Origin of the sequence: Planosporangium thailandense, from assembly GCF_011947195.1 — a bacterium.
In the GTDB taxonomy this organism is placed as follows: Bacteria; Actinomycetota; Actinomycetes; order Mycobacteriales; family Micromonosporaceae; genus Planosporangium; species Planosporangium thailandense.
Genome location: NZ_JAATVY010000002.1, coordinates 54,553 through 78,878 on the forward strand (window position 1 = coordinate 54,553; position 24,326 = coordinate 78,878).

The following is a 24,326-nucleotide window of genomic DNA, read 5'->3' on the forward strand; positions in this document are numbered from 1 at the left end:
CTGTCGGGCATGACTGTGCTGCCACGGACGCTGCTGTGGCAGCGCACCGACGTGCACGGAGCCGAGCACGTCGTCTTCGACGACCGGCGCGGGCTGACCGCGCGCGGCGTCGCGCTCGCCGCCGGGCCCGTGCCGTACGAGTGCAGGTACGAACTGGACACCTCCCCGGGCTGGCTCACCACCCGCTTCGACGCGGTGGCCGAGGGCGGCGGCTGGCAGCGCAAGCTGCACATGGAGCGGGTCGACGGGCGGTGGCGGGTGACCGCCTCCGAGCTGGGCGACCTCACGGCGGCCGGTCAGCCCAACGCGCTGCAACCGGGCGCCGAGGACCCGGACCTGCTGGTGGACGTGCTCGACATCGACCTGCAGAACTCGCCGTTGACCAACACGTTGCCGCTGCGCCGCCTCGGATTGATCACCGGTACGGTCGAGATCGTCGCCGCCTGGGTGCTGCTGCCGAGCCTGACGGTGATCGCGAACGCGCAGACCTACACCGCGTTGGGGCCCGGCCGGGTGCGGTACGCGTCGGGCTCGTTCACCGCCGACCTCGAGCTTGACGAGGACGGGTACGTCGTCCGGTATCCCGGGCTCGCCACGCGCTAGGACGGCTCCCGGGTGGCCTGGGGGCGTCCCTCCCACTTCGTCGACAGCGCGACGGCGGTACGGGTACGCGCGATGCCGGGCGTGCGGTTGAGCCGCACGATCAGGTGCTCCAGCTCGGTGATCGTGCCAACCCTGGCCTTGAGCAGGAAAGACTCTTCGCCTGCCATGAAGTAGCAGGACTCGATCTCCGGCATGTCCCGTACGGTGTCGAGCACGTCGTCGATGTCGCCGCTGCTGCTGTCCTGCACGACCCCGATCAGCGCGGTCACCCCGAGCCCCACGGCCTCCGGGTCCACGTCGGCGTGGTAGCCGCGTACCACCCCCGACGCCTCCAGCTTTCCCACGCGTTCGTGCACCGCGGGGGCGGACAGCCCGACCTGGCGCGCGAGCTCGGCGTACGACAGCCGGGCGTTACCGCGGAGTAGTTCGACGAGTTGCCGGTCGATTGCGTCCACGTCCGTACCCTAGTCGGTTGCCCGCCGGGTGCTGCGAATTGCTCAACGGGTGCGATTTCTCTGTTTCTCGGACACGACACGCTCGCGGTGCTCTAATGGGCGTACGTCCCAACGAGGGCTTGACCAGGGGATATCGGGGGCGAAGCCTTCGCAGACGTAAGGAGGGGGCCGTGGAGGCGGCAGATCGTCTACTCACGCCGGGTGAGGTGGCCGCACTGTTCCGTGTGGATCCGAAGACCGTCACGCGGTGGGCGGCCGCTGGCCGCATCAGCAGCATACGCACACCCGGTGGGCACCGGCGCTTCCGTGAGTCCGAGGTTCGGGCTCTGCTGGAAGGCGAAGCGGCGCTCAACGCCTAGTCGGCTTCGGGCGACCGGACTGTCCGGTCGCCCGAGGCCCCACCCAGCTTGCCGCTCCACCGCGTGAACAGCGTGTGGGGCACCCCGATCGCATCGAGCACCTTGCCGGCGACAAAGTCGATCAGTTGCTGGGCCGACGCGTTCGCGCCCGCGGCATAGAACCCCGGACTGGCGGGGAGCACGGTCGCGCCGGCGTCGTACAGCGCGATCAGGTGTTCCAGGTGGCTGCGGGTCACCGGGGTCTCGCGGGGCACTACGACGACGGGCCGGTGCTCCTTGAGGTTGACCTCCGCTGCGCGCTGAAGCAAGTCCTTGGACAGGCCGATCGCGATGCCGGCGCACGACGCCGTGCTCGCCGGCACCACGACCATGCCCTGGGCCGGGTACGAGCCGCTGCTCGGTCCGGCGGCGAGGTCACCGGCGGACCAGTACGTCACGTCGCTCCCGGACAGGTCCCGGCCGCCCAGCCAGGCGGCGAGGTCGTCCTTCCAGTGCGCGTCCCGGAACGGCCGCCCGGTCTCGTCGAGCAGGGTCAGCCGGGCGGCGCGGGAGACGATGAGGTCGACCGGTTCGCCGGCGTCGAGCAGGGCGCCGAGCACCGAGGCCGCGTACGGCGTTCCCGACGCTCCGGACACCCCCACGATCCATGGCCGACGCATGCCGTCCACGCTACTCCCGCGATCTTGGACACCTGTGCCACCTATAGCTCGCACAAGTGTCCAAGATCGTCAAACCCTCAGGCCGCTGCGGATCACCAGGTCGGCCAGGGCGAACACGAACAGCGCGATACCCACGAATCCGTTGGCGTCGAAGAACGCCCGGTTGACCCGGCTCAGGTCGGTGGGTGACACGATCGCGTGCTCGTAGATGAAGACCACGGCGGTGACCAGCAGGCCGATCCACCACAGCCAGCCGAGGCCGACGAGCGCACCGAACCAGACGAAGAGCACAAAAGTCGCCACATGCGCAACCGACGAAGCGTTCAGCGCGAAGCGGATCCCGTACCGGGCCGGCACGCTGTGCACGCCGATCTGCCGGTCGACCTCGACGTCCTGGCAGGCGTAGATCAGGTCGAAGCCGCCGATCCACAGTCCGACGGCCACGCCGAGCACCCAGGCGGGGCCGGAGCCGTGGAACGTGCCGGTCACCGCGAGCCACGCGCCGACCGGCGCGACCATCTGGGCGAGGCCGAGGATCGCGTGCGGCCAGTTGGTGAAGCGTTTCCCGTACGGATAAATGATCAGTGGGATCGCGGCGAGCGGCGACAGCGCCAGGCACAGCGGGTTCAGCAGCGCCGCGGCGGCCACCAGGACGATCAGCGCGACCACCGCGCCGGTCCAGGCGGTCCGCACGCTCACCGCGCCGGTGACCAGTTCACGCATTGCCGTACGCGGGTTGCGGGCGTCGATGTGCCGGTCGAGGATCCGGTTGGCCGCCATCGCGAACGTCCGCGCACCGACCATCGCGATGGTGACCAGCAGCAGGTCCAGCCAGCGCACCCGGCGACCGTGCAGCGTCATGGCCGTCAACGTGGCCAGGTACGCGAATGGCAGCGCGAAGATCGAATGCTCGACCTTGACCAGCCGCAGGAACGATCCCACCCGTCCCGGGCGCGGCTCTACGGCGACCGTCACTTGAACCCGTACTCCTTCCAGCGCTTGTCCACGCGCGCGACGATCTCCGGTGACATCGTCATCTCTTCCGGCCATCCCCGCAGGTAGCCCTCCCCGGGCAGCTTGCGGGTGGCGTCGATCCCGACCTTGCCACCCCAGAACTGCTGGTACGACGCATGGTCGAGGTGGTCGACGGGACCTTGGGTGAGCAGCAGGTCGTGGGCGTAGTCGACGTTGCCGAACGCCCGGAACGCCACCTCGTGGTAATCGTGCACGTCGCAGTCATCATCGACCACGACGATCAGCTTGGTCAGCGAGAGCAGGTGCGCGCCCCAGATGGCGTTCATCACCTTCTGGGCGTGCTTGGGGTACCGCTTGCGGATCGACACGATGACGCAGTTGTGGAAGACACCCGGCTCGGGCATGTCGTAGTCGACGATGTCCGGGATCAGCAGCTTGAGCAGCGGCAGGAAGATACGCTCGGTGGCCTTGCCGATCGGGCCGTCCTCCTGCGGCGGCTTCGAGGTGATGATCGAGTGGTAGATCGGGTTCTTCTGCATGGTCATGCACTCGATGTGCAGCACCGGGAACGGCTCGACCGGCGTGTAGAAGCCGGTGTGGTCGCCGAACGGGCCCTCCGGTAGCCGCTCACCCGGCTCGAGGTAGCCCTCCAGGACGATCTGCGCGTTGGCCGGGACCTGGAGCGGCACGGTCAGGCAGTCGACCATCTCGACCCGCTCGCCGCGTAGAAACCCGGCGAACAGGTACTCGTCGATGTCGCTGGGCAGCGGGGCGGTCGCCGCGTAGCTGACGACCGGGTCGCAGCCGATCGCGATGGCCACCGGCAGCCGCTGGCCGAGCCGCTCGGCGACCGCGTGGTGGGCGGTGGAGTCCTTGTGGATCTGCCAGTGCATCGCGAGCGTGTTGCGGGAGTGCTGCTGCAGCCGGTACAGGCCGAGGTTGCGCTTGCCGCTCTCCGGGTCCTTGGTGTGGGTGAGCCCGAAGTTGTGGTAGATCCCGCCGTCGCCGGGCCAGATCTGCAGACCCGGCAGCCGGTCGAGGTCGACGTCGTCGCCGCGGTAGACGATCTCCTGGCAGGGCGCGTCCTTGACCCGCTTCGGGGGCACCGACTTGAGCTGCATGAGCTTGCCCAGGCCCTCGCGGATACCCGACCAGCCGACCGGTAACTCCGGCTTGACCAGCTCACCGATGCGCTGGCCGACCTCGTCGAGGTGGTCGACGCCGAGGGCCATCGCCATGCGTTTCTGCGTACCGAAGAGGTTGATGGCCACCGGCATCTCGCCGCGTACCGGGTTGTCGAACAGCAGCGCCGGCCCGCCCGCGCGTACGGTCCGGGTGACGATCTCGCTGATCTCCAGCGTCGGGTCGACCGGTGCGCTGACCCGGTGCAGCTCACCGGCGCGATCGAGCGCCTTCAGGAAGTCCTTGAGATCCGGGTACGGGAAGCCACGCGCCATGGCGTCAAGTGTCCCAACCCGCAGGTACGTGCTCACCAGCGCCCTGACGATAACCGATCGTAATCGGACGACGACGACAGCGATCTATGAGCAATGGCAAGTACTTCGATATGCTGCGCCGGCCCAACCCCCCTCCCCTTTGGACAAGGGACGTCAATGAACCGCACTCCTCGTACCTGGGCGGCTCGGATCGGTGTCAGCGCGGCCGCTGCCGTCGCGCTCGGCGCCGCCGCGCTCCCGGCGCACGCCGACGTCACTGAGCCCCCGTCGGCCAGCGCATCACTCGACACGAACCTCACGATCGGTGGCCCCGGTTCGCACGGCAAGGCGGTACCCGTCTATGTGGACGCCACCCGGGCCACCGGCTTGAAGGTCACCTTCGACGTCAGCGGCCTCGCCGGCGTCGCCACCGTCACGTTCCCGGACAACTGCAAGGCCGCCGGCCCGGTGGAGACCTGCACCTTCGCCAACGCGGCGGAGCTGCACGAGATCATGCCGCTGGTCCTGCGCCCCGCGGCGGGCGCCAAGGCCGGTGACAGCGGGAAGATCTCGCTCACCACATCCGCCGACGGCCTCACCGCATACACGTCCACCTCGACCGTCACCCTGGCCGACGGGGTGGACATGGTGATGCTCTCGGGTCGCGTCAAGACCGGAACCGCCAAGCCGCACGACAAGGTCGGTGTACCGGTCTCGTTCATGAACGCCGGCAACCAGCCCGCTGACGGCTACCAGATCACGCTGTTCTTCGACCACGGTCTGGTTCCGGACACCTACACCAACTGCAAGTACGGCGAGGACCACACCACCCACGTCGTGGTCTGCACCTTCACCGACCCCGCCGACGCGATGGCGCCCGGCGACGCCGTGCAGATGGACGACTTCGGCGCGACGGTGTCCGGCGACGCGTTCGGCGCGGAGGCCACCGACTTCCGGGTCGACGGCCTCACCACCGCCAACGCGGCCCGCGCCGGGCTCACGCTGAGCGCGCGGGCGGGTGGGCGGACGCTGCACGTCAAGCGGATCGCCAGCCCCCGGGCCACGGTGAAGGCGGCTGAGATCTACGACAACGACAACTGGGGCTTCGCCGACTGGGATGTGGCCAACACGAACGACGTCGGCGCGATCGGCGCCACGGCGTCCGGACAGGTCGGCGACGTCGTCTCGGTCACCGTCGGGTTGAAGAACAACGGTCCGGGCTCTCTGGACAGCACCCGCGCCGCCGAGCCGGCCCTGGCCTTCGTCTTCGAGGTCCCGCCGGGCACGCAGGTGACCAGCGCGCCGCAGACCTGCGCATCCGTGACCGACGACGCCGGTACTCCGCGGGAGCAGCCCGGCCAGCCCGGCGGGGCGTACTACCGGTGCCGCAGCGGAAACTTCATGGCGGCGGGCGCCACTCTCTCCGCGACGTTCAAGCTGAAGATCACCAAGGTCAGCCCGGACGCGTCCGGCACGGTGGGCCTCGCCAACCCGTACGTCTCGTCGGTGCCCGGCTGGATCCACGATGCCAACCCGGCCAACGACCAGGCCCGCGTGGTCATCAACCCGACCAGCGGTGGCTCGGGTGGCGGCAGCGGCAGCGGCACTCTGCCGATCACCGGCGCCCAGACCGGCCTGCTCGTCGCCGGCGGCGTGGTGCTGCTCGGCGGCGGCGGCGCGATGTACCTGTTCGCCCGGCGGCGCCGGATCGTCCTCGTCGCGGACGGGGACGGCCGCGCCTCCTGATCCCTGCCCGGCACAGCAGCGGCCCCCGGGGAAACCCCGGGGGCCGCTGTCGGTTCAGGACCGGGCGGTCACTTGACGCCGGCGTACGAGTGCATGCCCGTCACCACCAGGTTGATGACGAACAGGTTGACCATCATCGTGCCCCAGCCGACCACGGCGATGCAGGTCGCCACCCACCGCTTGACGCTGGGCGTGGCCCGCGCGTGCAGATAGCCGGCGTAGATCACCCATGAGATGAACGACCAGGTCTCCTTGGGGTCCCAGGTCCAGTACGAGGTCCACGCCTGACGGGCCCAGATCGCGCCGCAGATGATGGCGAACGTCCAGATCGGGAACGCGAACGCGTGTACCCGGAAGGTCAGCCGCTCCAGCGTCTCGGCCGCCGGCAGCCGGTACCCCAGCGAGCACGGGAACGAGCGCTTGCCCTGGTCGTACCCGAGGCGGATCAGCGTCAGCGCGGCGGCGACGAAGCCGACGAGGAGCACCCCGGACGCGGTCACCGCGGCGGTCACGTGAATCTTCAGCCAGTACGAGTTGAGCGCTGGCATCAGCGGACCGGCCGAGGTGTACAGCCGGACCGCGTCGATGAACAGCATGATGATCAGCGCGAGCGTCACGAACACGCCCAGCGGGCGGACGGCGGGGCGGCGGTTCAGCAGCACCAGCCACGCGGTCGCGCCGACGAAGCAGACCGCCAGCACGAACTCGTACATGTTGCCCCAGGGCACGCGGTGGGCGGCCAGTCCCCGGGCGACGATCGTCGCCAGATGCGCGGCGTACCCGACGACCGTCAACGCGACCGCGAACCGGCCGATCAGCGCGGTCCGGCCGGTGGGGCCCTCGGGAGTCGCCGGGGCGGCGGGCGGCGCGGGAGTCGCCGGGTCGCCGCCATCGCCGCCGGCGCCCACGGTCACCAGTACCCGTTCGGGCGTCGGCGCCGCGGTTCGCGTCGCGGCGCGGGCCACCGCTCCCCGGCCGCCGAAGGACAGCTCAGCGGCGTACGCGATCATCGCCACCAGGTATGCCAGGACCGTGACGACAAGGAGATGGTTGGAAAGGGCGCCCATCAGAAAGTCCCTTCTTTTCGTGCCGCCTGCACGATCTCGTCGAACTCGTCGGCGAAACCGGGGTAGTCGGTGCGCGGCAGACCGGCCGCCTCGATGCGGTCGCCGTCGACCCGCAGCCAGATCCGCCGCCGCTTGCCCCACAGCGACAGCAGCAGCCCACCCAGCAGGCACACCGCCGCGACGAGGACGTACATCTCACCTGGGTCGTGGCGGACCGTCATGGTCGCGAACGGCTGGGTGCCGAGAAACTCGACCTTCGACCCGTCCGGTAGGGGCCACGACTGGCCGGGCTTGAGCGCCCTCGTCGTGTCGAACTGCCTGAGCTGGCCGGAGGCGATGCGCGCCTGGTCGAGCGTGTACACCGACTTCGCCAACCCGGCGTCCATGCCCAGGTTGCCCTTGTAGGCGACCAGCATGAGCCGCGGGTTGCGCTCCTGCGGGTGCAGGGACTCCGCGCTGTGCGTGTCCGTCGACGACATGGTCGGCAGGTAGATCCCCTGGAACCCGATCTGGTCGTTCGGGTCCTGCTTGCCGGTCTTCGGGTCGACGTTGGCGTCGGGGAACGCAGCGACGCCCTCGCTGGTCAGCGTGGCCTCGTTGCTCGGGATGAACGGCAGGACCGAGGTCTGCGACCGCCCGAACCGGTCGGTGTACTTGATGATCGGCGCGTACCCGTGTCCCAGCAGGTAGACGCCTGCGCCGTCGACCCGCAGCGGGTGGTTGACCTGGATCTTGGCCGGGTGCTGCACCCCATCGGCGCCCGAGTAGTGCACGTACGCCGTGTACGAGGTCGGCTGGTCCTTGGCGGAGTAGGTCGCGTCGAAGCGGTCGAGCTGCACACAGAACGGCGGCAGGTCGCCGGGGTGCACCCGGGCGCCCAGGCCGTAGTCGTCGTACTGCTGGAGCGTGTTGCAGAAAGCGTTGTCCGGCCCAGCGACGATGTTGCGGCTGCCGTGCCAGCCGTACCACGAGCTGACCGCCACACCGATCAGGATCGCCAGCAGAGCGAAGTGGAAGAGCAGGTTGCCGCTCTCCTTCAGGTAGCCCTTCTCGGCGCTGACCGTCGTGCCGCGCACGGCGACCCGGAAGCGGCGCTTGCGCAACAGCGCGGCGAGCTTCTCAACGTCCCCGCCCTTCCCTGTCGCGTACGCGGGCATCCGTGACAGGCGCGCCGGCGCGTCCGGGGGCTGCCGCAGCAGCGCCGTGATGTGGCTGCGCAGACGGGGCACCAGGCAGCCCACGAGCGAGATGAACAGCAGCAGGTAGATCGCCGAGAACCAGGGCGAGGAGAAGACGTCGAACAGGTAGAACCGGTCGAGCGTGCGGCCCAGGGAGCCGTGCGTGCGCAGGTACGTGTTGACGTCTTCGATCTTGATGCTGCGCTGCGGCAGCAGCGAACCGGGGATCGCCGCGACGGCGAGCAGGAACAGCAGCACCAGCGCGGTACGCATGCTGGTGAGCTGCCGCCAACCCCGGCGGGCGAGCGCGACCACCCAGGGCCCGAAGCCGTTGCCGCGCGGCAGCGGCGCACCGGAGTCGACGCGGTCGGCCGCTGGGGCCTCCACGGTTGCCATCTAGACGCTCACCTCCCCCGCGCCGACCGTAGCGCGCAACCAGTTGACGAAGTCGAGCCAGCCGCCCGTGACGAGGGCCAACCCGACGACGATGAGCAGCACGCCGCCCAGCCGGGTGATCCACATGCTGTTGCGCCGGATCGCCCGGAACACCCCCAACAGCCGGCGGAAGCCGAGCCCGAACGCGATGAACGGCAGCCCGAGCCCGGCGCAGTACGCGGCGGCGAGGACCACCGCCCGGCCCATCGAGCCGCCGACGGCCGACAGCCCGAGCACCACACCGAGCGTCGGCCCGAGGCACGGGCTCCACGACAGCGCGAAGACCGCGCCGAACACCGGGGCGCCGATCAGCCCGGCGTTCGGCAGCCGGTGGATACGCCACTCCCGCTGGAGTCCGGGGATCAGGCCGGCGAACGCCGCCCCGAGCAAGATGATCAACGCACCGATGACGACCTCGACGACGCGCTGATGGCGCAGCAGCGACCGGCCGGCGCTGGCCAGGAGCACGTTGACGACCACGAACACGCTGGCGAACCCGGCGACGAACAGCGACGTGCCGGCCAGTACCCGGCCCCGGCGGGCACCGGAGTCCAGGTCCGCGCCGGCGAGACCGGTCACGTACGACAGGTAGCCGGGCACGAGCGGCAGCACGCACGGCGACAGGAAGCTGACCAGTCCGGCGATGGCCGAGACCACCACCGCCGACAACAGCGGCCCGGACTGTGCGATTCCCGCGAACGTGTTGCCCATCAGGCCCGCTCCGCCGCGACCTTGCTGACCGCCGGTTCCAGCTCCTCGCGTACGAGCGCCTTGGTGTACAGCGCCGCGATCCGGCCCTGGCGGTCGACGATGATCGTGCTGGGAATCGCGGTCGGCGGGACCTTCGCGAAGTCGAGCGCGGTACGTCCGGCCGGGTCGAACAGGCTCGGGTAGGTGATGCCGTGGCTGTCGACGAACGCCTTGGCCTTGTCCCGGTCGTCGCGCACGTCGATGCCGACGAACGAGACCCGCTGGGACTTCGTCGCGTCGGCGACGGCGGCCAGCTCAGCCGCCTCCGCCCGGCACGGCCCGCACCACGACGCCCAGAAGTTGACCACGACGACCTCGCCGCGGTGCTGGGCGAGGTCGAAGGTGCCGCCGTCGAGCAGGTCCCCGGTGAGCTTCGGCGCGGGCTGCCGCTTGCCGGTGTCGAAGAAGGTGCTCTGCCCGCCGCCCGACGCCGAGGCGGTCGACGAGGCGTGCGAGGAGCAGCCGGCGAGCGCCGCGAGCACAGCCAGCACGGAGACGAGCAGCTTCAGGCGGCGCACGATCACGCCCCCTTTGCCGTCCGGGCGCCCGGGGACATGGCGATCAGGTGGGCCGCGGGCTCGGAGTACCCGATGCCGACGATCCGGGTGTCCTCGAAGTGGAAGCTGGTCAGGCTGGCGAGCGCGCACTGGCGGCGGCGCGGGTCGTGCCAGAGCCGCTTGTGCTCGACGAACCGGCGCAGCGTCCAGACCGGCAACTGGTGCGACACGCACACCGCCTCGTGCCCCTCGGCGGCCGCGCGGGCGTCCAGCAGCGCCGCGTACATCCGCTGCGCGATCTTGGTGTACGGCTCGCCCCAGGAGGGGGTGAACGGGTCGCGCATCAGGTACCAGTTGCGCGGCTGGCGCAGCGCGCCGTCGCCGACGGACACCCGCTTGCCCTCGAACAGGTTCTCGCTCTCGATCAGCCGCTCGTCGATCTCGATCGGCAGGCCGAACTGGGCCGCGAACGGCTCGGCGGTCTGCTGCGCGCGCTCGAGCGGGCTGGCGATGACGTGGGTCACGTCGTGGCCGGCCAGCGACTCCGCGGCTGCCTTGGCCATCTGTACGCCCAGCTCGGACAGCCGGTAGCCGGGCAGTCGCCCGTACAGGATCTTCTCGGGGTTGTACACCTCACCGTGGCGGAGCACGTGGACGATCGTCTTCGTGCTCATCCAATAACCTCCGCGGCGGCGCGGGCGGCGTACGGCAGGGCCGACTCGATGATCTCCAACGCCGCGTCGTCGATCGCCGCGGACACGAACCACACCTCGTACGCGCTCGGCGGCAGGTAGACGCCGCGGGCCAGCATCTCCTGGAAGAAGGCGCGGAACGCGTCGACGTTCTGGGTCTGCGCGTCGGCGTAGCTGGCGACGTCGCGGTCGGTGAAGAAGACCGAGAACATGTTTCCCGCGTACGAGACGTGGTGCGGAACGCCGGCCGCGGAGAGCGCGTCGGAGGCGAGCTTGCTCACGACCTCGGCCGTGGTGTTCAGCCGGTCGTAGACCTCGTCGGTGCAGTTGCGCAGGGTGGCGATGCCGGCCGCGCAGGCGAGCGGGTTACCCGACAGCGTGCCGGCCTGGTAGACCGGGCCGGCCGGCGCGAGCCTGTCCATGACCTCGGCGCGGCCGCCGAAGGCCGCGGCCGGCAGGCCGCCGCCCATGACCTTGCCGAAGGTGTACAGGTCGGCGTCGACCGGGTCGAGCCCGGCCCAGCCGGAGCGCGACACCCGGAAACCGGTCATGACCTCGTCGAGGATGAGCAGGGCTCCGTTGCGGTGGGCGAGGTCGGCCAGCTTGGCGTTGAACCCGTCGCGGGGCGCGACGACGCCCATGTTGCCGGCGGCAGCCTCGGTGATGATCGCGGCGATCTGGCCCGGCGCGCTCTCGAAGGCCCGCTCGACCGCGGCGATGTCGTTGTACGGCAGCACGATCGTGTCGGCCGCGGCGGCACCGGTCACCCCGGGGGTGTCGGGCAGGCCGAGCGTCGCCACCCCGGACCCGGCGGACGCGAGCAGCGCGTCGACGTGCCCGTGGTAGCAGCCGGCGAACTTGATGACCTTGGTGCGTCCGGTGTACCCGCGGGCCAGCCGGATGGCGCTCATCGTCGCCTCGGTGCCCGAGTTGACCAGCCGTACGCTCTCGACCGGGGTACGCGCCACGATCTCCTCAGCGAGGTCGACCTCGCCGGGGGTCGGCGTGCCGAAGCTCGTGCCGCGCGCGGCGGCGGCGGTCACGGCCTCGACCACCGCCGGATGCGCGTGGCCGAGGACCAGCGGACCCCAGGAGCAGACGAGGTCGACGTAACGACGGTCGTCGGCGTCGTAGAGCCAGCAGCCGGTACCCCGGACCATGAACCGGGGCGTGCCACCGACCGCGCGGAAGGCACGCACGGGGGAGTTGACCCCACCCGGCACGATGGCGCGGGCGCGGTCGAAAAGGGCCTGGGAAGCCGGCGCGTCGGCCGGGTATGTCTCTGTCACGGCTCCATCATTGTGGCAGCCTGAGGGGGGTTGGATGCCAGTGCCCCCTGTGCGCGACCTGCGAGGTCACGGCCAGCGATCGGTACGCGTCACCGCGCACCGGCCATCACGACGTGATGCCGGCGCCGGACGCGCACGTTAGGCTGGCGGAGTGGAACGTCCTGATCTATCCATCTCGGTCCAGCAGAGCCCGAACGAGGCGCTCGTCACGCTGGCCGGAGAGATCGACATGTCCACCGCCGGCCGACTGTCGGCCGCCGTCAGCGAACTTCTCAACCCCGCACCGCCGCGGGTGGTGCTCGATCTCGGTGGCGTCACGTTCTGCGACTCGCAGGGGCTCGGCACGCTGGTCGTCCTCAGCCGCAAGGCGTCGCTCGCCCAGAGCGTCCTGGTGCTGGTCAACGTGGGCGACTTCCTACTGCGGGTCCTCGACATCACCGGCCTGCGGGACGCGCTCATGATCCAGGAGACGACCTCCTGAGGGCGGCACCGCCCCGAGATCAGTACATCCGCCGCCGCGCCCGCGACAGCACGCTGGCCGCCTTCTCGGCCTGCTCACGGGCGGTCCGATCATCGGGCGCGGCCGTTGCCACGGTCAGCAGTTCCAAGGCCTCGTCGATCGCCGTTCCGGCCCCCCGCAGCGCCGCCTCGCGGCTGCGCGTCACCTCCGCCTGCGCCTGCAACTGCTGCGTCTTCGTCCATAGCTCGACGAAGACGGACACCTTCGCCCGCAGGACCCACGGGTCGAACGGCTTGGACAGGTAGTCCACCGCGCCCACCGCGTACCCACGCAGCGCGAGCTGAGAGTCCCGGTCCGCGGCGGTCAGGAAGATGATCGGAATGTGCCGGGTGCGCTCGCGCCGCTTGATGTGGCGTGCGGTTTCGAAGCCGTCCATCTCCGGCATCTGAGCATCGAGCAGGATGAGCGCGAAATCGTTGACGAGGAGGTGCTTGAGCGCTTCCTCCCCGCTGTTGGCGCTGACCGCCTGCACCGGCAGCCCCTGCAGGATCGCCTCCAGCGCCAGCAGGTTGTCATGCCGGTCATCGACCAGCAGCACCTTCGCCGTCTGGCGCTCGGTGGAGATGGACACTCAACGACTCCTTCGCACGCGGGCGGTCTGAAGCAGTTATACCGCCCGGCCCTCGCCGTGGACCCAGGCCGCCATGACCTCGAGCAGCTCGTCGAGGTCGACCGGCTTGGTGATGTAGTCGCTGGCGCCGGCGGCGAGGCTGGACTCGCGGTCCCCGGGCATCGCCTTCGCCGTCAGGAAGACCACCGGCAGGTCGGCGAAGTGCGGGTTGCGCCGGATCAGCCGGGTCGTCTCGTTGCCGTCCATGTTCGGCATCATCGCGTCCATCAGGACGATGTCCACCCGGCCGTGCTCGCCGAGGATACGCACGCCGTCCGCGCCGTTGTCGGCGTACAGCACGGTCATCCCCTGCAGCTCCAGGGCGCTGGTCAGGGCGAACACGTTGCGTACGTCGTCGTCGATGATCAGCACGGTGGAGCCGTCGAGCTGCCGGGCCGCCGGGCTGGGCCGCCGTTCGGGGGTGCTGAGCGTACGGATCATCGGCGTACCGGAGCGTACGGACGTCGCCGCCACCGCCAAGGCATCGCTGGCGACCACGGGCGTCACCACATTTTCGACCGGCATCGTCTCCGGCAGGTAGAGCGTGAACGTGGAGCCGGTGCCGACCCGCGACGTCACCTCGATCATGCCGCCGAGCAGGCGCGCCAGCTCCCGGCTGATCGACAGGCCCAGACCGGTGCCACCGTACTTGCGGCTGGTCGTGCCGTCGGCCTGCTGGAACGCCTCGAAGATCAGGGTGAGCTTGTCGTCCGAGATGCCGATACCCGTGTCCGCGACGGTGAACGAGATCACACGCGGCGCGTTGTCGAGCGTCGGCACCCGGTACATCTTGCTTTCGGGGGCGAACGCCATCCGGAGCGTGACCGAACCGGTGTCGGTGAACTTCACCGCGTTCGACACCAGGTTGCGCAGGATCTGCTGCAGCCGCTGCGCGTCGGTGACCAGCATCTCCGGCAGGCCGGGCTCGGTCGTCACGACGAAGTCCAGCCCCTTCTCCTCCGCCTGCGGGGCGAAGGCGCTCTCGACGTACGAGCGGATCTCGCTGAACGACACCTCGCCCGGCTCGACGTCCATCCGGCCGGCCTCGATCTTGGACAGGTCGAGGATGTCGTCGATGAGCGCCAGCAGGTCGGAGCCGGCACTGTGGATCGTCCGGGCGAACTCGACCTGCTTGGTCGACAGGTTCTGCTCCGGGTTGTCGGCGAGCAGGCGGGACAGCAGCAGCATCGAGTTGAGCGGGGTCCGCAGCTCGTGGCTCATGTTGGCCAGGAACTCCGACTTGTACTGCGACGCCTGTGCGAGCTGCTGCGCCTTCTCCTCCAGACCGAGCCGGGCCATCTCGATCTCGCGGTTCTGCATCTCGATGTTGCCCTTCTGCTCGGAGAGCAGAGCGGCCTTCTCCTCCAGCTCGGCGTTGGTGCGCTGCAGCTCGGCCGACTGTTCCTGCAGCTCAAGGGCCAGCCGCTGGGACTGCTCCAGCAGCTCCTCGGTGCGGCGGTTGGCGAGGATCGTGTTGAGCGCCAGCCCGATGGTCACCACGAGCCGGTCGAGGAAGGCCAGGTGCAGCTCGGAGAAGCCGGACACGGTGGCGAACTCGATGACGCCGAGCGGCTCGCCCTCGTAGAGCACCGGTAGCACGACCAGGTCGGCCGGCGGCGTGCTGGCGATACCGGAGCGCACCGTGATGCCCCCGGGCTGCGGGGTGGTCACCCGTACCGTGCGGCGGGACAGCGCCGCCTCGCCGACCAGCCCCTCGCCGGGGGCGAAGCTGATGTCGAAGTCGGGGGCGTACCCGTACGACGCCGTCAGCCGCAGCCGCGGCTGCCCGTCCTCCTCCCGGGCCAGGAAGAACGCGCCGAGCTGGGCGTCGACCAGCGGTGTCACTTCGGCCATGATCATGCGGCAGACCTCGTCGAGGTCGCGCTGGCCCTGGAGCAGACCGCCGACCCGGGCCACGTTGGAGTCCAGCCAGCCCTGCTCCGCGTTCTTCTTGGTGGTCTCGCGGAGCGTGACGATCATCTGGTTGATGTTGTCCTTGAGCTCCTCGACCTCGCCCTCGGCGTTGACCGTGATCTGCTGACTGAGGTCACCGAGGGTCACCGCCGTGGACACCTCGGCGATCGCGCGCAGCTGCGTGGTCAGCGTGCCGGCGAGCTGGTTGACGTTCTCAGTCAGGTCCCGCCAGGTACCCGACACGCCCTTGACCTGCGCCTGACCGCCCAGCTTGCCCTCGGTACCCACCTCGCGCGCCACCCGCGTGACCTCGTCGGCGAACGACGACAGCTGGTCGACCATCGTGTTCACGGTGCTCTTCAACTCGAGGATCTCGCCCTCGGCGTCGACAGTGATCTTCTGGGTCAGGTCACCCTTCGCCACCGCCGTCGTGACCTGCGCGATGTTACGTACCTGGCTGGTCAGGTTGGACGCCATGAAGTTCACGTTGTCGGTCAGGTCCCGCCAGGTACCCGACACGCCCCGCACCTGCGCCTGACCGCCCAGCTTGCCCTCGGTACCCACCTCGCGCGCCACCCGGGTCACCTCGTCGGCGAACGACGACAGCTGGTCGACCATCGTGTTCACGGTGCTCTTCAGCTCGAGGATCTCGCCCTCGGCGTCGACAGTGATCTTCTGGGTCAGGTCGCCGCGCGCGACCGCGGCCGAAACCTGCGCGATGTTACGCACCTGGCCGGTCAGGTTGGACGCCATGAAGTTCACGTTGTCGGTCAGGTCCCGCCAGGTACCCGACACGCCCTTGACCTGCGCCTGACCGCCCAGCTTGCCCTCGGTACCCACCTCGCGCGCCACCCGCGTGACCTCGTCGGCGAACGACGACAGCTGGTCGACCATCGTGTTCACGGTGCTCTTCAGCTCGAGGATCTCGCCCCGGGCGTCGACGGTGATCTTCTGGGTCAGGTCACCCTTCGCCACCGCGGTCGTGACCTGCGCGATGTTACGCACCTGACTGGTCAGGTTGCCGGCGAGCTGGTTGACATTCTCGGTCAGGTCCCGCCAGGTACCCGACACGCCCCGCACCTGCGCCTGGCCGCCCAGCTTGCCCTCGGTACCCACCTCGCGCGCCACCCGCGTGACCTCGTCGGCGAACGACGACAACTGGTCGACCATCGTGTTCACGGTGTTCTTCAGGGCCAGGATCTCGCCCCGGGCGTCGACAGTGATCTTCTGGGTCAGGTCACCCTTCGCCACCGCCGTCGTGACCTGCGCGATGTTACGCACCTGACTGGTCAGGTTGCCGGCGAGCTGGTTGACGTTCTCGGTCAGGTCCCGCCAGGTGCCGGACACGCCGGACACCTGCGCCTGGCCGCCCAGCTTGCCCTCGGTACCCACCTCGCGCGCCACCCGCGTGACCTCGTCGGCGAACGACGACAGCTGGTCGACCATCGTGTTCACGGCTTCCTTGAGCTCGAGGATCTCGCCCTGCGCGCTCACGGTGATCTTCTGGGAGAGGTCGCCGCGGGCCACCGCGGTCGTGACCTGGGCGATGTTACGCACCTGGCTGGTCAGGTTGGACGCCATGAAGTTCACGGCGTCGGTGAGGTCCTTCCAGGTACCGGCGACGCCGGGCACCTCGGCCTGGCCGCCGAGCTTGCCCTCGGTACCCACCTCGCGGGCCACCGTGATCACCTGCTGCGCGAAGATCCGCAGCGTGTCGGTAAGGGAGTTGATGGTGTCGGCCAGCTCGGCGACCTCACCCTTCGCCGACACGGTGATCTTCTGCGACAGGTCGCCGTGCGCGATCGCGGTGGTCACCTCGGAGATCGACCGCACCTGGCTGGTCAGGTTGGACGCCATGGTGTTGACCGAGTCCGTCAGGTCACGCCAGGTGCCGGCGACGCCGCGCACGTCCGCCTGACCGCCCAGCTTGCCCTCGGTACCCACCTCACGCGCCACCCGCGTGACCTCGTCGGCGAACGACGACAGCTGGTCGACCATCGTGTTCACGGTGCGGCCGATCCGGAGGAACTCACCCTTGAGGGAGTGACCCTCGATCTCGAGGGCCATCTTCTGCGACAGGTCGCCCTCGGCCACGGCCACGATCACGCGGGCGATCTCGGTGGTCGGGCTCGCCAGATCGTCGATGAGCGAGTTGACCGCGTGTACGCCCTCGGCCCACTCGCCCGCGAACTGCTCCTCGTCGATGCGCTCGGTCAGCTTGCCGTCCCGGCCGACCACGCGCCGGATGCGCAGCAGTTCCCGGTTGCGGTGTTCCTGGATGTCGATCACCCGGTTGAGCTGGTCGCACACCTCGCCAGCCAGGCCGGTCCGCCGGCGCAGCCGGGGCTTGAAGTCACCATCGCCCACCCGCGTCAGGACCTGTGCCAGCTCCTCCAACAGGCCGTTGTCATCCGGGTCGGTGGCGACGTTGGTCACCTCGTCGACGGTGGTCATGACGGTCCTCCCGCGGCGGGTCGATGAGCTGGCCGCACTCTAATGCTCGGATCAACGACACATATGAACGAGTGCCCCGGCTTGGATTGTTACCACCCTTCCGGGGAGACTGCGAGATGTGACTGCTCAAGTGGTACGGCGGATGCGGCTTCCCGCCGACCATAGCTCCCCCGGCGCCGCCCGCGCCGCTGTCCGGTCCGTGCTCGCCGAGGCGGGCCTCACCGATGTTCTCGACGAGGCCCTGCTGCTCACCACGGAGCTGGCGACCAACGCGGTGGTGCATGCGCGTACCTCCTTCGACGTCGAGGTCACCGCCGACGCCGACACGGTCACCGTCACCGTCATGGATTTCCACGCCGGGCCGATCACCCACAACTACTCGAAAAAGAAGCCGAACAGTTCCACCCGTCCGATTGAACAGCTTGAGGAGCGCGGTCGGGGTCTGCTGCTCGTGGATCAGCTCGCCACGTACTGGGGCACCCTGCACTACCCGGACCGCAAGGGGGTGTGGTTCCGGCTGGACCGCGCAGGCGCGGCCGCCGTCACCGCTCCGCCCGCGACGCCGGCGTCACCGCCTGCCGAAACGGCGCCCCCCGTGGCGTCGCCGTCCGCCGTGCTCGGCGACACGGACACCGTCAGCATCGACGCCATGAGGTCGATCATCGAGGGCAGCCGCTCCGGCCAGAGCGGGGACATCGCCGACTTCGGCGAGAAGCTGCTCGGCTGGCTCTGCGCCGTGCTCGGCGCAGAGGGCGGGGCGATCCTCGTGGACCGCGCCGACGGCCGGGGCATGACCACGCTCGCCGACCACGGGGCGCCGGTCCCGGGGCGCGGCGGCCTCCGGGTGCCAATAAATGTCGGCCGCCCCTGGCGCGGCGAGCTGGTGTTCACCCAGCCGGTCGGCAGTTTCGCCGTCGCGCTGCCCGAGATGGCCGCCGACCGCCTCTCGCTCATGCTCGAAAACGACCGGCTCCGGTACACGGACAACCGGCGACGGACCTGGCTGACCTACCTGGCCGAAGTGAGCGAGCTGCTGGCACAGTCCCTCGACACGGAGCTGACGCTCGCCCTGATTCCCCGGCTCGTCGTCCCACGGCTGGGCCGGTGGTGCGCCGTGCACGTCGCCGACGGCGGCGGGCTGCGGCTGGCAGCGACCGCACACACCGACGAGTCGGCGACGCCCGAGCTGCAGGAGCTGCTCGCCGAGGCGTTGCCGCAGCTCGACGACGCGAGGCAGGTGAGCGCGGCCATCCCGTTGCCCACCCCGATCAACGGGCACGCGGTGGCGATGTCCGCGCGCGGCCAGGCGCTGGGGGTACTGTCGGTCGGCCACGACAGCGCGCACCGGTTGGACGCCGAAGAGCTGGCGATCATCGAAGACGTGGCCCGGCGGGCGGCGCTGGCCATCGACAACGCCCGCATCCACGCCGAGCGCCGTCGGGTGGCCGAGGCGCTCCAACGCTCGCTGCTTCCACCGAAGCTGCCGCAGGTCGAGGGCATCGACTTCGGCGCGGAGTACGTGCCGACCGGTGAAGGCGTGGAGGTCGGCGGCGACTTCTACGACGTGATGGGGCTCGACGACGGACGCTGGCTGGTCGTCGTCGGGGACGTCTCCGGCAAGGGGGTGCACGCGGCGACCGTCACGGGCCTGGTCCGTGAGGTCACCCGGACCCTGGTATGCGATGGCCGGCCGCTTCCGGAGGCCCTCGGCCGGCTGAACGAGACCCTGGTCGAGCGGGGCAACGGCCGTTTCTGCACGCTCGCCCTCGCCGCCGTGACTCCCCGTACGGGAGGCCGCCTCGACGTGTCGCTCTACCTGGCCGGGCACGACCGGCCGGTGCTGCTGCACACCGACGGCCGGACCTCGTTGGTCGGCGAGTCGGGCACGGCGCTCGGACTGCTCAAGAAGGTGTCGTTGCCGCAGGCGAAGCTGTCGCTGGCCCGCGGGGAGACGCTCATCTTCTACACCGACGGGGTGACCGAACGCCGGCGCGGGGCCGAGCTGTACGGCGTGGAGCGGCTGCGCCTGGAGGCGTCCTCGCTCGCCGGCTTCCCCGCCGACGTGGTCGCGGCCCGGCTACGGGCGGCCACGCTCAGCTTCTCGCTGGAAACACCGCGCGACGACATCGCGATCTTCGCGGTCCGCAACGACGAGGCGAGCTAGGCAGGGCGGGTGGCCTGCGACCGTAGCCCCTGCAGCACCACGGCGACGTCCTCACAGGGTGCGCTCAGCTCGTACCCGCTGAACAGGTGCAGCGAGTCGCCCGCGTCGATCTCCAGGAGCTGGCTGCGGACGCCGAGGCGGTGCCGCTCGTCCACCCGGATCCGCTCGATGCTCGCCCAGGGCAGGTGGCGGTGGCCGGCGAAGCCGGTGACGACGGTCACACCACCGGCGTCGGCGGCGAGCCGGACGGGCGCCATCAGGTCACGCAGGGCGAAGGCAGCGAGGGCGGCCGCCGCGACCAGTGCGACCACCAGGCCGGCCAGGTCGGCTCCGAACAGCGCGGCCAGCCCGAGGAACACCACCGCAACCGCGATCTTCAGCCCGGTCAGCCGCCCGTTGACCCGCCAGCGCAGCTCTCCCGCCGGTCCGGGCCGGTCGGACCGCCCGCCCGAGTCACCCTCGTCGGGCATCCACGGCGTACGTAACTCCACCGCCCAAGGATGGCACGGGTATGGACCCACGAGGGCCTGGCGGAGGTACGATCGGAAGACCCTACTGAGGAGTAACAAATGCGGGACGCGGTGATCGTCGGGGCCATTCGGACCCCGGTGGGCCGACGCAAGGGCGGCCTGTCACACATCCACCCGGTGGACCTGTCCGGTCATGTCCTGTCCGCCCTCGCCGAGCGCACCGGCTTCGATCCGGCAGACGTCGACGACGTGGTGTGGGGCTGCGTGTCGCAGGTGGGTGAGCAGTCCTGGAACGTGGGCCGCAGCGCCGTGCTCGCCGCCGGGTGGCCCGAGTCGGTGCCCGGCACCACGATCGACCGCCAGTGCGGGTCCAGCCAGCAGGCCGTCCACTTCGCCGCGGGCGCGGTGATCGCCGGCCACGCCGACCTCGTGATCGCCGGTGGTGTCGAGTCGATGACCCGGGTACCGATGGGCTCGTCGGCGGTGGGCGGACAGTCAGGGCCGCCCGGCGAAGCTGCGAGGGCCGGACTGTCCGTAGGTATGCCCTTCGGCGACCGGGTCCGGGCGCGCTACGCCGGCAAGGAGGGGTACGCCGACGGCGAGATCGCCCCATTCAACCAGGGTGTCGGGGCCGAGATGATCGCCGCCCGCTGGGGCTTCTCGCGACAGCAGCTCGACGAGTACGCCCTCGAAAGCCACGCCCGCGCGGCGAAGGCCTCCGATGCCGGCGACTTCGTTCCGGAGATCGCCCCGATCGACGACGTCACCGCCGACGAGGGCATCCGGCGCGACACCTCGCTGGCGGCGCTGGGCTCCCTGAAGACCCCGTTCAAGGCGGACGGCGTCGTCACCGCGGGCTCGGCGTCGCAGATCTCCGACGGCGCCGCCGCGCTCGCGATCACCACCAGCGAATGGGCCGCAGCCCACGGCCTGACCCCGCTCGCGCGCGTCCACACCGCCGTCGTGGCCGGCGACGACCCGGTCATCATGCTGACCGGACCGATCCCGGCCACCGCGAAGGCGCTCAAGCGCGCCGGTCTGTCCATCAACGACATCGGCGCGTACGAGGTGAACGAGGCGTTCGCCCCGGTGCCGCTGGCGTGGCTGGCCGAGACCGGCGCCGACCCGGCCCGGCTCAACCCGCGCGGCGGCGCGATCGCCCTCGGCCACCCGCTCGGCGGTTCGGGCGCCCGGCTGATGACCACGCTGGTGCACCACATGCGCGACAACGGCATCCGGTACGGCCTGCAGACCATGTGCGAGGGCGGCGGGATGGCCAACGCGACCATCCTCGAACTCCTCTAGGGCAGCTCGACCCGGGTGGTCGGCCAGTACACCCGATACCGGCCAACCACCCGGAGCGGCGCGTCCGACCCTTCCTGCGCGCGCAGGTAGGCGCGAAACCGGGTGTCCGGCACCGTACCCGCGACGAACACGTACGCCGGGCGGCTGTCGACGGCCACCGCCACCCGGTAGGGCAGGTACCGGTCGAACCCCGGCCGGAGCGTGTCGTCGAGCACCGCGCAGGTGATCGACTCCCCGGTGTCGAAGCTGACCCGGTTGCAGGTCCAGTAGCCGGCGTAGAGGTGCCGCACGCCGGCGGCCCGCAGCGCCTCGACCAGGTGTCGCTGGTCGCGCCCGTCAGCGCGGGCGTCGGCCACCGCGGACGTCACGACCGCCGTGGTGGTCACCGCCATCGCGACGACGACGAGGGCGAGTGCCGCGCCACCTGTGGCGACCCGTACCCGCACCCGGCCGGCGCCCTGTTCCCACAGCCGCCACAGCGGCCAGAGAATCGCCGGCACCGACACCGGCAGGCAACACAGGTACCGCCCGCTCTCCATCGGGGTGAGCCCCGCCGCCGGACTGCGCGTGTACGCGACGATGCTGAGCAGCGCACCCAACGCCAGCGCGAGCCGGACGAGCTGTCGGGCCCGTTCGGGGTGCGCCGCCGGCTCGGCGGGCCGTCCCCCGGACCGGCGCAGGGCGCGTACGGCCAGCACCGCGCTCGCGACGAGCAACGCCAGGCACACCGGCGCCCAGGCCCGCTGCCAGGGCTGGCACACGCCCGGACCGCACATGCCCGAACTGAGCGGAACCCCCATGAGCGTCCCGCCGCCGAGCCGCTGGAGCAGCGGTACGGCCGGCCCGTCGTTCTGCCGGAGGAAGATCGACAGGGAGTCGTCCCCCGGCGCGGGATGCAGGTTGTACCCGATGAGCGGGCCGGCCCCGACCACGAGCCCCGCGAGCAGCCAGGCGCCCATCCGTCCGGCCAGCTCCCGCCCCGCACAGGCCACGAGGACACCCGCCGCGACCAGCACGTACGGCACGACCACGAGGTGTTCCCAGAGGATCAGGCCGGCGACCAGCCCCCACAGGAAGAAGCCGGCGGCGCGCCGACGGCGCCAGCCCGTCGCGAGCGCGTACGCCAGCAGGAGCAGCACGGCGGCGGCGGGCTTGACCTCCATCGTGCCGCCGTGGGCGATCAACTGGTCCTTCAGCACCCGGTCGGAGCCGAGCGCGAGCACGCCGACGACGAGCACCGCGAACCAGGCGTTGTAGGTCGCCGCGACGAGCCGGTACATCGCGACGAGAAAGCCCACGTAGAGCGCGATCAACGGCAGCCGCAGCAGCAACGTGGACGGCCCGCCGACGGCCAGCAGCGGCGCGGCCAGATACGACTCGATCGTGCCCATGTAGTGCTGGCCGTAGAAGAAGATCGGAAAGTCCCGGCCGGTCGCGATGTGCAGGGCGCCCAGCCCGACGGTCGCCTCGTCGCTGTCCGCGCGCGGGTAGCCCGCCACGATGAGGACCAGGCGGAACGCGACCCCGAGCGCGCCGAGCACGGTGGCGACGATGGCCGGTCGGCGCAGCCAGGGACGACGCCGGGGCGGCGGCGGGTTGAGGTCGACGCGCTCACCCGCGAGGGACGCCGGCGCGTTCTGCAACAGCCCGCTGCTCCTTCCGAAGACGACGGCAACCTCGCGGCCTGTGTGTGGAGCGATCGACGGGAAGCATATGGCAATCGGCGGGCACCGTGTGTCCCTGAGCGCCGTGTCCCTGAGCGCCGTCGGTACGCCAGGCGCGACCGACGGTCGGTTCCCCTCGGGGGACGGAAATCACCGCGCCGACCGGCGCGATGTTTCGCCGACCGCACGCCGGCGAGGACAGTCGATCAGCGTCAGGGTCGCAGCTCGGCGATGCAGCACTTCACGCTGCCGCCGCCCTTCTTCAGCTCCGACAGCTCGACCGGGACGGGCGCGTACCCGGCGGCCCGCAGCTTCGCCGCCAGCCCGCTCGCCGCGCTGTTCAGTACGACGTTGCGTCCGTCGCTGACGAGGTTGAGCCCGAACGCGAGGGCGTCTTCCTCGTCCGCGATCACCGCCGACGGGAACAGTTGGCGCAGGATCGCCTGCGACGCGTCCGAGAACGCCCCGGGGTAGTAGACGATGTTGCCGTCGTCGAGGGCCGCGAGGGCCACGTCGAGGTGGTAGAAGCGGGGGTCGACCAGGCGCAGCGAGATAGCGGGGCGCCCGAGCGCCTCCTGCGCCTCGGCATGTGCCGCCGGAGCGGTACGGAACCCGTAGCCGGCGAGGATCAGGCCTCCGTAGGCGGCCGGCAGGTACGCGAAGTCGCCCTCGCCCTCGTTGATCTCGGCCGGTTCGACGAACCGCCAGGACCGCGCCGCCTCGTAGAACGCGCGGTGGGCGGTCGCCTCCGCGGCCCGCTGCGGGTACCGGAACCGGGCGCCGTAGACCACGCCGTCAACGCTGAACGCGCCGTTGGCCGCGTACACCATGTCCGGCAGCCCGGGCTCCGGCGGGAGCACGTGAACGGCGTGGCCGAGCCGCACCAGCGTCTCGCGCAGCAGTTGCCACTGCTTGAGGGCGAGCTCGGTGTCCACGGGAGCGGACGTGTCCATCCAGGGGTTGATGGCGTACTCCACCGCGAAGTGCTCCGGCGGGCACATCAGATAGATCCGGCTGCGCGCCTTCCGCTCCTGAGGGTTCACGATGATTAAGAGTAGGTACGCTGATCTGACATCAACAGTCG

At 70.3% G+C, this 24,326-nt stretch carries 21 protein-coding genes; 6 read left to right on the forward strand and 15 right to left on the reverse strand.

Annotated elements, in window-relative coordinates; all coding sequences use genetic code 11:
- The first annotated feature begins 9 nt into the window (after window positions 1–9).
- Complete coding sequence (locus HC031_RS03030) at window positions 10–603, forward strand: putative glycolipid-binding domain-containing protein (RefSeq protein WP_205862207.1); 594 nt, start codon at window positions 10–12, stop codon at window positions 601–603.
- On the opposite strand, the gene HC031_RS03035 is transcribed toward HC031_RS03030, so the two are convergent.
- The gene (locus HC031_RS03035) at window positions 600–1,058 is read right to left on the reverse strand and encodes an AsnC family transcriptional regulator (RefSeq protein WP_167923617.1); all 459 of its coding nucleotides are present in this window, start codon (window positions 1,056–1,058) and stop codon (window positions 600–602) included. The two genes, HC031_RS03030 and HC031_RS03035, sit on opposite strands and share 4 nt — an antisense overlap.
- Window positions 1,059–1,228: 170 nt before the next feature.
- On the opposite strand from HC031_RS03035, the gene HC031_RS03040 reads away from it, so the two are divergent.
- A complete protein-coding gene (locus HC031_RS03040; protein WP_167923618.1) occupies window positions 1,229–1,417 on the forward strand; it encodes a BldC family transcriptional regulator in 189 nt (62 codons plus the stop codon).
- On the opposite strand, the gene HC031_RS03045 is transcribed toward HC031_RS03040, so the two are convergent.
- The 3 genes from HC031_RS03045 to HC031_RS03055 all read right to left on the reverse strand — a co-directional run bounded on the left by HC031_RS03045 (window position 1,414) and on the right by HC031_RS03055 (window position 4,508).
- Complete coding sequence (locus HC031_RS03045) at window positions 1,414–2,076, reverse strand: UbiX family flavin prenyltransferase (RefSeq protein ID WP_167923619.1); 663 nt, start codon at window positions 2,074–2,076, stop codon at window positions 1,414–1,416. The two genes, HC031_RS03040 and HC031_RS03045, sit on opposite strands and share 4 nt — an antisense overlap.
- A gap of 69 nt (window positions 2,077–2,145) precedes the next feature.
- Complete coding sequence (gene mqnP, locus HC031_RS03050; RefSeq protein WP_338090457.1) at window positions 2,146–3,051, reverse strand: menaquinone biosynthesis prenyltransferase MqnP; 906 nt, start codon at window positions 3,049–3,051, stop codon at window positions 2,146–2,148.
- Entirely contained in the window at window positions 3,048–4,508 is a 1,461-nt protein-coding gene (locus tag HC031_RS03055; RefSeq protein ID WP_167924006.1) for a menaquinone biosynthesis decarboxylase, read from the reverse strand. The genes mqnP and HC031_RS03055 overlap by 4 nt, the downstream gene beginning before the upstream one ends.
- Window positions 4,509–4,664: 156 nt before the next feature.
- On the opposite strand from HC031_RS03055, the gene HC031_RS03060 reads away from it, so the two are divergent.
- Window positions 4,665–6,233 carry an LPXTG cell wall anchor domain-containing protein gene (locus HC031_RS03060; protein WP_167923621.1) on the forward strand — a complete coding sequence of 523 codons (1,569 nt, stop codon included), beginning with the start codon at window positions 4,665–4,667 and terminating at the stop codon, window positions 6,231–6,233.
- A 68-nt stretch (window positions 6,234–6,301) separates the two neighbouring features.
- On the opposite strand, the gene ccsB is transcribed toward HC031_RS03060, so the two are convergent.
- The 6 genes from ccsB to hemL are packed head-to-tail and all read right to left on the reverse strand — an operon-like array spanning window position 6,302 to window position 12,141.
- Window positions 6,302–7,300: a c-type cytochrome biogenesis protein CcsB gene (gene ccsB / locus HC031_RS03065; protein WP_167923622.1), complete on the reverse strand. Its 999-nt coding sequence runs from the start codon at window positions 7,298–7,300 to the stop codon at window positions 6,302–6,304.
- Entirely contained in the window at window positions 7,300–8,874 is a 1,575-nt protein-coding gene (resB, locus tag HC031_RS03070; RefSeq protein ID WP_167923623.1) for a cytochrome c biogenesis protein ResB, read from the reverse strand. Before resB ends, ccsB begins: the two co-directional genes overlap by 1 nt.
- Entirely contained in the window at window positions 8,875–9,624 is a 750-nt protein-coding gene (locus HC031_RS03075; protein ID WP_167923624.1) for a cytochrome c biogenesis CcdA family protein, read from the reverse strand.
- A complete protein-coding gene (locus HC031_RS03080) occupies window positions 9,624–10,181 on the reverse strand; it encodes a TlpA family protein disulfide reductase (protein ID WP_338090458.1) in 558 nt (185 codons plus the stop codon). Before HC031_RS03080 ends, HC031_RS03075 begins: the two co-directional genes overlap by 1 nt.
- A gap of 2 nt (window positions 10,182–10,183) precedes the next feature.
- Complete coding sequence (locus HC031_RS03085) at window positions 10,184–10,834, reverse strand: histidine phosphatase family protein (protein ID WP_167923626.1); 651 nt, start codon at window positions 10,832–10,834, stop codon at window positions 10,184–10,186.
- Window positions 10,831–12,141, reverse strand: coding sequence for a glutamate-1-semialdehyde 2,1-aminomutase (gene hemL / locus HC031_RS03090; protein WP_167923627.1), 1,311 nt, complete (start codon window positions 12,139–12,141; stop codon window positions 10,831–10,833). The genes HC031_RS03085 and hemL overlap by 4 nt, the downstream gene beginning before the upstream one ends.
- Before the next feature lie 151 nt (window positions 12,142–12,292).
- Here hemL and HC031_RS03095 point away from each other — a divergent pair, with 151 nt between their 5' ends.
- Window positions 12,293–12,622 (forward strand): anti-sigma factor antagonist, encoded by a 330-nt coding sequence (locus HC031_RS03095; protein ID WP_167923628.1) that lies wholly within the window; start codon window positions 12,293–12,295, stop codon window positions 12,620–12,622.
- Between the two features lie 19 nt (window positions 12,623–12,641).
- Here HC031_RS03095 and HC031_RS03100 read toward each other — a convergent pair whose 3' ends face one another.
- Window positions 12,642–13,226 carry a response regulator gene (locus HC031_RS03100; protein WP_167924007.1) on the reverse strand — a complete coding sequence of 195 codons (585 nt, stop codon included), beginning with the start codon at window positions 13,224–13,226 and terminating at the stop codon, window positions 12,642–12,644.
- Between the two features lie 42 nt (window positions 13,227–13,268).
- On the reverse strand, window positions 13,269–17,639 hold the full coding sequence (locus HC031_RS03105; RefSeq protein ID WP_167923629.1) for a HAMP domain-containing protein: 4,371 nt from the start codon (window positions 17,637–17,639) through the stop codon (window positions 13,269–13,271).
- Between the two features lie 142 nt (window positions 17,640–17,781).
- On the opposite strand from HC031_RS03105, the gene HC031_RS03110 reads away from it, so the two are divergent.
- Entirely contained in the window at window positions 17,782–19,803 is a 2,022-nt protein-coding gene (locus tag HC031_RS03110) for a SpoIIE family protein phosphatase (protein ID WP_167924008.1), read from the forward strand.
- Here the strand turns inward: HC031_RS03110 and HC031_RS03115 are convergent.
- Window positions 19,800–20,273 (reverse strand): PH domain-containing protein, encoded by a 474-nt coding sequence (locus tag HC031_RS03115; RefSeq protein ID WP_167924009.1) that lies wholly within the window; start codon window positions 20,271–20,273, stop codon window positions 19,800–19,802. The genes HC031_RS03110 and HC031_RS03115 overlap by 4 nt on opposite strands.
- Before the next feature lie 99 nt (window positions 20,274–20,372).
- On the opposite strand from HC031_RS03115, the gene HC031_RS03120 reads away from it, so the two are divergent.
- Complete coding sequence (locus HC031_RS03120) at window positions 20,373–21,578, forward strand: thiolase family protein (protein WP_167923630.1); 1,206 nt, start codon at window positions 20,373–20,375, stop codon at window positions 21,576–21,578.
- Here HC031_RS03120 and HC031_RS03125 read toward each other — a convergent pair.
- Entirely contained in the window at window positions 21,575–23,221 is a 1,647-nt protein-coding gene (locus HC031_RS03125) for a hypothetical protein (RefSeq protein WP_167923631.1), read from the reverse strand. The genes HC031_RS03120 and HC031_RS03125 overlap by 4 nt on opposite strands.
- A 233-nt stretch (window positions 23,222–23,454) precedes the next feature.
- Window positions 23,455–24,285 carry a dimethylargininase gene (gene ddaH / locus HC031_RS03130; protein WP_338090461.1) on the reverse strand — a complete coding sequence of 277 codons (831 nt, stop codon included), beginning with the start codon at window positions 24,283–24,285 and terminating at the stop codon, window positions 23,455–23,457.
- Window positions 24,286–24,326: the final 41 nt, after the last annotated feature.

What these genes read in the sequence shown, in the direction of transcription:
- HC031_RS03030 (WP_205862207.1), top strand. Translation starts at nt 10, where the DNA reads ATGACTGTGCTGCCACGGACGCTGCTGTGGCAGCGCACCGACGTGCAC.
- HC031_RS03045 (WP_167923619.1), bottom strand. Translation starts at nt 2,076, where the DNA reads ATGCGTCGGCCATGGATCGTGGGGGTGTCCGGAGCGTCGGGAACGCCG.
- HC031_RS03055 (WP_167924006.1), bottom strand. Translation starts at nt 4,508, where the DNA reads ATGGCGCGTGGCTTCCCGTACCCGGATCTCAAGGACTTCCTGAAGGCG.
- HC031_RS03060 (WP_167923621.1), top strand. Translation starts at nt 4,665, where the DNA reads ATGAACCGCACTCCTCGTACCTGGGCGGCTCGGATCGGTGTCAGCGCG.
- ccsB (WP_167923622.1), bottom strand. Translation starts at nt 7,300, where the DNA reads ATGGGCGCCCTTTCCAACCATCTCCTTGTCGTCACGGTCCTGGCATAC.
- resB (WP_167923623.1), bottom strand. Translation starts at nt 8,874, where the DNA reads ATGGCAACCGTGGAGGCCCCAGCGGCCGACCGCGTCGACTCCGGTGCG.
- HC031_RS03075 (WP_167923624.1), bottom strand. Translation starts at nt 9,624, where the DNA reads ATGGGCAACACGTTCGCGGGAATCGCACAGTCCGGGCCGCTGTTGTCG.
- HC031_RS03085 (WP_167923626.1), bottom strand. Translation starts at nt 10,834, where the DNA reads ATGAGCACGAAGACGATCGTCCACGTGCTCCGCCACGGTGAGGTGTAC.
- HC031_RS03105 (WP_167923629.1), bottom strand. Translation starts at nt 17,639, where the DNA reads ATGACCACCGTCGACGAGGTGACCAACGTCGCCACCGACCCGGATGAC.
- HC031_RS03110 (WP_167924008.1), top strand. Translation starts at nt 17,782, where the DNA reads ATGCGGCTTCCCGCCGACCATAGCTCCCCCGGCGCCGCCCGCGCCGCT.
- HC031_RS03115 (WP_167924009.1), bottom strand. Translation starts at nt 20,273, where the DNA reads ATGCCCGACGAGGGTGACTCGGGCGGGCGGTCCGACCGGCCCGGACCG.
- HC031_RS03120 (WP_167923630.1), top strand. Translation starts at nt 20,373, where the DNA reads ATGCGGGACGCGGTGATCGTCGGGGCCATTCGGACCCCGGTGGGCCGA.